This is a genomic window from Cellulophaga baltica (assembly GCF_018861125.1).
Classification (GTDB): domain Bacteria; phylum Bacteroidota; class Bacteroidia; order Flavobacteriales; family Flavobacteriaceae; genus Cellulophaga; species Cellulophaga baltica_A.
Window position 1 is genome coordinate 1 of the sequence record NZ_JAHKQN010000016.1, and the last position, 5,176, is coordinate 5,176.

The window sequence follows — 5,176 nt, forward strand, 5'->3', positions numbered from 1 at the left end:
CCGTTGTCATTAATTTTATAGAATTTGAGTTACACAATTATCATATTATTAGGATTACTATTAATCGCACCAATATTCTTAGCGTATTATTATGATTACAAAGCTGACCCAAAAGAGTTTTCTTTCTCGGTTAAAACTTTGGGAAAGGGGTTAGGAAAAGGGATAATTTATATTGCTATTTACTTTGGAATAAATAAAGCTTACGAATTACTCGTTCCTTTAAATAAAAATCACGGAATGGAATTCAATTCAGAACGTGAACAACTAGGAATACCTACTTTGAAATCAGATTGGAAAGTTAGTGATTATGAGTCTGAGCAATTCACAACTTATTGGTGGAAACCTGAACCGACAAATGGACATTTTAAAAAAATAATTGAGTATGGAATTTTGGATTCCAAATCGGAAACGGATTATTATCAAAACGAAGATAAGAAAGGAACTTTCGCTTGGTCAAAATATGACTTTGACAAAAGGGAATTTCAATATTTTATGGAATTACCAAATGAAAAATTAGTTTCTGTAACTGACAGAGGTCAATTAAGAGTGGAGAAGCCAACTGTTGTGAAAAATGTAAGTAAATCTGAATTTGAAAATTATATTACGGAATAAAAACTAATGACAACAAAACCTAAACGTAATGCGGAGTTTAGAAAAAAATCGAAAGGTCAGTTTATATTTATGAAGTCGCTAAATCTTATGGATTTAGCTTTTGACAATAAAAAATAAATCAAAACAATAAGCTTTAGCTTAGTGCGCAGACGGAAACGAAAAGTTTCCTTATTTCCGCACTACGCTTAGCTCAAACGTTGGCAGTAATTAAAACACACATATGAACCTATCTGCATACCCAAGAACAATAAAGGACATTTTAACATTGAATAGGAAATATATTATTCCTCGATTTCAAAGAGAATATTCTTGGGAAAAAGAAGAACTTCTAACATTTTGGAATGATATCATTAAACAAATTAAATATTCCAACAAAAATTTAGAAACTTCTGACTATTTCATAGGAGCATTAGTCTTAATTGGAGATGATTCCAATGACATAGAATTTGATGTTGTAGATGGTCAACAACGATTAACTACTATAACAATAATGTTTTCTGTTCTAACACAGTTATTAAAAACAATTGATGAAAATTTAGCAAAAAGTTGTTATTCATATGTAGAAGGTAAAGATGGGGATTTCAATCCGTTTTTTAAATTAGAAAATGAAAATCCAAAGCCATTTTTACAAAGACGAATCCAAAATTTCGAAAAAGAACAAGCATACATTCCCGAAACTGAAGAAGAAAAAAACTTACTTTTTGCTTATGACTATTTTTATAAGAAATTAACAGAAACAAGTTTAAGTAAGACTTTTGAATCTTTAAAGTTTAGAGAAGAGCCTTTTAAATACATCGATATACTAAAAATAATTAGAGATCAACTTTTAGATTGCAAAACCATTTTTATAACTGTAAAAGATAAAAAGCAAGCGGAAAAAATATTTGAAACTTTAAATGCTAAAGGGAAAGATTTAGAAACAATTGATTTAATAAAAAACAAAATCTTTGAAATTTTATCCGATGAACATCCTACCGATTTTGCAAAAGAAAATTGGAAAACCATTAAAACAACTTTAAGGGAAAGAGAATATGGAGTAAATATTTCTACTTTTTTCAGACACTTTTGGATTTCAAAATTTGAATTTTTAACAGAAAGAAAAATTTACGAATCATTTCAAAAAAATGTAACTCAAACAAAAAAAGAATACAAGAATTTCATTAACGAATTAATAAAAGTTTCTGAATACTATTCAAAAATTATTTCACCAAATCAACTTGATTGGAAAGAGCAAGAAGGGAAAGATATTTACTATTCGTTAGTTGCATTAAATACTTTTAGAGTTACACAACATAGACCTTTATTTCTAACATTATTTACTCTTTATGACAAAAAGCTAATTAACATAAACGTTTTAAGAGAAACTATCAATAAAATTGAAAAATTTCATTTTCTTTTTACTGCTATTTCATCACAAAGAGCTTCTGGATTAGAAAGTCTTTATTCAAAACACTCAAGAAGTTTAAGAAAACTAACTGACAAGCAAAAGATTAAGGATAATTTAAAAGATCTTTTTGAAAAATTAAAAACAAAAACACCTGATGAAGAAATTTATAAAACCAATTTTTCTAAACTCAGATTTACAAACAAAATAACAAGAGATAAAAAATTGATTCAATATATTTTCAGCACATTAGAAAATAACACAAAAGAAACAGACGAATTAAAAGTATATAACATAACTCTTGAACATATAGAAAGTCAAAAAAATAATGAGATTTGGGTTTCACAAATGGGAAATCTTTTACCACTTGATGGTAAGATAAATTCTAAAATAGGAAATATTAGCTTCGACAAAAAAATAGAAAAATTCAAAAAATCTGAATTGAAAACTGTTAAAGAATTTTGCTCTAAATATGAAACTCAAAAGAATTGGGACAAAACAATAGTTGACAATAGAACAAATGAATTATCTGAAATCACATACGAATTGTGGAAAATAAAATAACTACTGCCAACACCGTATATAATTTATTGCTGGCTTCTCGCCTACTTACGAAAGTCCTCGCGGACTTTCTTGGTCGGTAATTATTTACTAAATTAGTTGCTTAAACCACGCAACAAACCATATACAAACACGTTGTGCGTCATTTGAGGAAACCGAAAAAATGTTGAAAATATTTAAGAAAAATTTAAAATCTGAATATAAGGAAAGACTAACCAAATCTTTCCCGAAAAAACTGCATTCGGACTTAAAAGAAGTTATGAAAATAATCCCATTTGAAAATAATAAAGTCAAATTATGTGACGGAAAAATTCATCAAGTTGAAAATCTGATTCATGAAAATGAATTGAATTTAACACTTGAAAATGAAACTCTGACAATTCCATACAGACTTTACTTTGACGAGCCAAATCCTGAATTGGAAAAAACATTGACTGATAAACAAAAAGATATATTAAATTGTATTTACTTGCGACATCATAATGGATATTTAAGAGAAAAAAGACTGAATTTATTATCACAGAATTCGGAGAAATGGACAATTCCATTCATTATTCAATTGATTGGCGAATACGTTTATGAATTGCTTCCAATTATTGACAAAAAAATAAACGAAAACACTTTGGATTACTATGCTGAATTTAGAGCTAAAAACCCTAAATATTGGCAACAGACTGAAAGTAGAATGATAAGCTATTGGAATGAATATTATAGATACAAATTCCCGAAACTGAAAGAATATTTGGGATTTGAAATTGTTAATCGAGTAAAAAAACGAACGCACAACCACGTGTATAATTAATTGCTTGGTTCTAGCCTACTTACGAATATTCCTGCGGAATATTCTATTCGGTTTTTATTTGCTAAATTACGTGCTAAACCACGCAACTAATCATACACATACACGTTGTAGGTAATTTAAGCAATGAGCAAAAAAAGTGAACTATATCATTTAATAAGTAAAGAAAAACGAGACTCTCGAATTAAAGAAACTCGGAATTTTATATTGGAAAAAACCAATGGGAGTTTATTAAACAATCAAAAGTGGTATCGGATTTTTGAATGGATTGAACAGCATCACTCTGAATTTGAATTAAAAACTCTTCTGTCATCGGAAATTAAAAAAGCTGACCACATTTTTGAACTTGAAAAAAGCTCGATTTTGATTGACAATTCAGGCAATTTTATTGAGTTCTTGGAATTAGAGCAGATTATTCTGAAAAATAAATCAGAATTAAAAGTTGAACTGAAAAAGCTGAACGTGGAGTTTCTTGAACAAGCTGACTTTATCGAAATAAATGGTTATCGGAAATAAAAACTGTGATAGTAAGAAAGGAAATAAAAGATGACAATGAGCTTTATTTATATTTCAATGGAAAATTGATTTATAAGAGATGGCTGAATTTAGGATATGGGAAAGTTTTTGACACTCACGCTTTTGGAAAATATACTGATTGTAGCATTACCGATTTTGACCTTGACGAAACACCTGAATTGATTCACGTTAAAGCAAACTTAACATTATTGACAACTGAACAAGGTGGAAGAAAAACTGGATTCAAAACTGGATTAAGACCAAATCATGTCTTTGAATACGAAACAAATGGACAATTTAAATATGCATATATAGGAGATATTCAATTAGAACAAGATGAATTGATATTGCCTGGAGAAACTAAAGAGGTTTTAGTTCGATTTTTATCAATACAACCGATTGATGAATATATGGACATCGGACGAAAATGGTGGATTCACGAGGGAGCAAGAAAAATCGGAGAAGCAGAAATCATCGGAATTGAATTTCCAGAAACTGAATAAAAACTACCTACAACACCGTGTATAATTAATTGCTTGGTCACTGCCGACTTACGAAAATTCCGCTGGAATTTTCTATCTGTGATTTGTTTACTAATTTAGTTGCTTAACCACGCAACTAACCATACACAACAACGTTGCCATTCATTTTGACCCGTCCTGAATAAAGGCTACATAATTTTAAACATTATGTATAAAAATGACAAAGTAATTAGACGGTACTCAGAACCTTTTAAATTAAAAATTTTAGCCGAACTTACAACCGGAAAACATAGAAAGAGCGAACTTTGTAAACTCTACTCTATTGCACCTACAACAGTCAATGAGTGGATTAAAAAGTATAATCGTAAAGACTTAATGAACACCAGAGTAAAAGTGGAAACTAAAGACGAAATATCTAGAATTAAAGCGCTACAAAAAGAGAATGAAAAACTTAAAAAGCTACTGCTTAAAAAGGATCTCGATGCTATGGTAGAAGAATCTTACCTGGAAGTAGCTGCTGAAAAATTAGGATATAAAAATGTTCAGCAACTTAAAAAAAAACTCAATATCTAGCCTTTATTAAAACTAGAAATAGAGCTAAGGGATTTGCTTCTTTATCAACTATAGCTAGTTGTTTTGGACTTAAACGTGATGCGTATTACAAATACAAATCTAGAGCTGATAAACGTTTAAAAATAGAACAACAAATTATAGAAATTGTAAGTAAAAAACGTAAATCCCTTCCTAGAGAAGGCGTGCGTAAACTCGAAAAATCATTAGATAATGAGTTTGCTAAAGCCAACATTAAAGTTGGTAGAGATA

At 29.3% G+C, this 5,176-nt stretch carries 6 protein-coding genes; all 6 read left to right on the forward strand.

Annotation, left to right across the window (positions count from 1 at the left end; genetic code table 11):
• The first annotated feature begins 24 nt into the window (after positions 1-24).
• The 6 genes from KO500_RS08220 (at position 25) to KO500_RS08245 (ending at position 4,927) form a co-directional block, all read left to right on the forward strand.
• A complete protein-coding gene (locus tag KO500_RS08220; protein ID WP_215956056.1) occupies positions 25-612 on the forward strand; it encodes a hypothetical protein in 588 nt (195 codons plus the stop codon).
• A gap of 220 nt (positions 613-832) precedes the next feature.
• Positions 833-2,560, forward strand: coding sequence for a DUF262 domain-containing protein (locus KO500_RS08225; protein ID WP_215956057.1), 1,728 nt, complete (start codon positions 833-835; stop codon positions 2,558-2,560).
• 256 nt (positions 2,561-2,816) lie between these two features.
• Positions 2,817-3,359 carry a hypothetical protein gene (locus tag KO500_RS08230; protein WP_215956058.1) on the forward strand — a complete coding sequence of 181 codons (543 nt, stop codon included), beginning with the start codon at positions 2,817-2,819 and terminating at the stop codon, positions 3,357-3,359.
• A gap of 123 nt (positions 3,360-3,482) precedes the next feature.
• Positions 3,483-3,872: a hypothetical protein gene (locus tag KO500_RS08235; RefSeq protein ID WP_215956059.1), complete on the forward strand. Its 390-nt coding sequence runs from the start codon at positions 3,483-3,485 to the stop codon at positions 3,870-3,872.
• A 5-nt stretch (positions 3,873-3,877) separates the two neighbouring features.
• On the forward strand, positions 3,878-4,375 hold the full coding sequence (locus tag KO500_RS08240) for a hypothetical protein (RefSeq protein WP_215956060.1): 498 nt from the start codon (positions 3,878-3,880) through the stop codon (positions 4,373-4,375).
• Between the two features lie 186 nt (positions 4,376-4,561).
• On the forward strand, positions 4,562-4,927 hold the full coding sequence (locus tag KO500_RS08245; RefSeq protein WP_215956061.1) for a transposase: 366 nt from the start codon (positions 4,562-4,564) through the stop codon (positions 4,925-4,927).
• Positions 4,928-5,176: the final 249 nt, after the last annotated feature.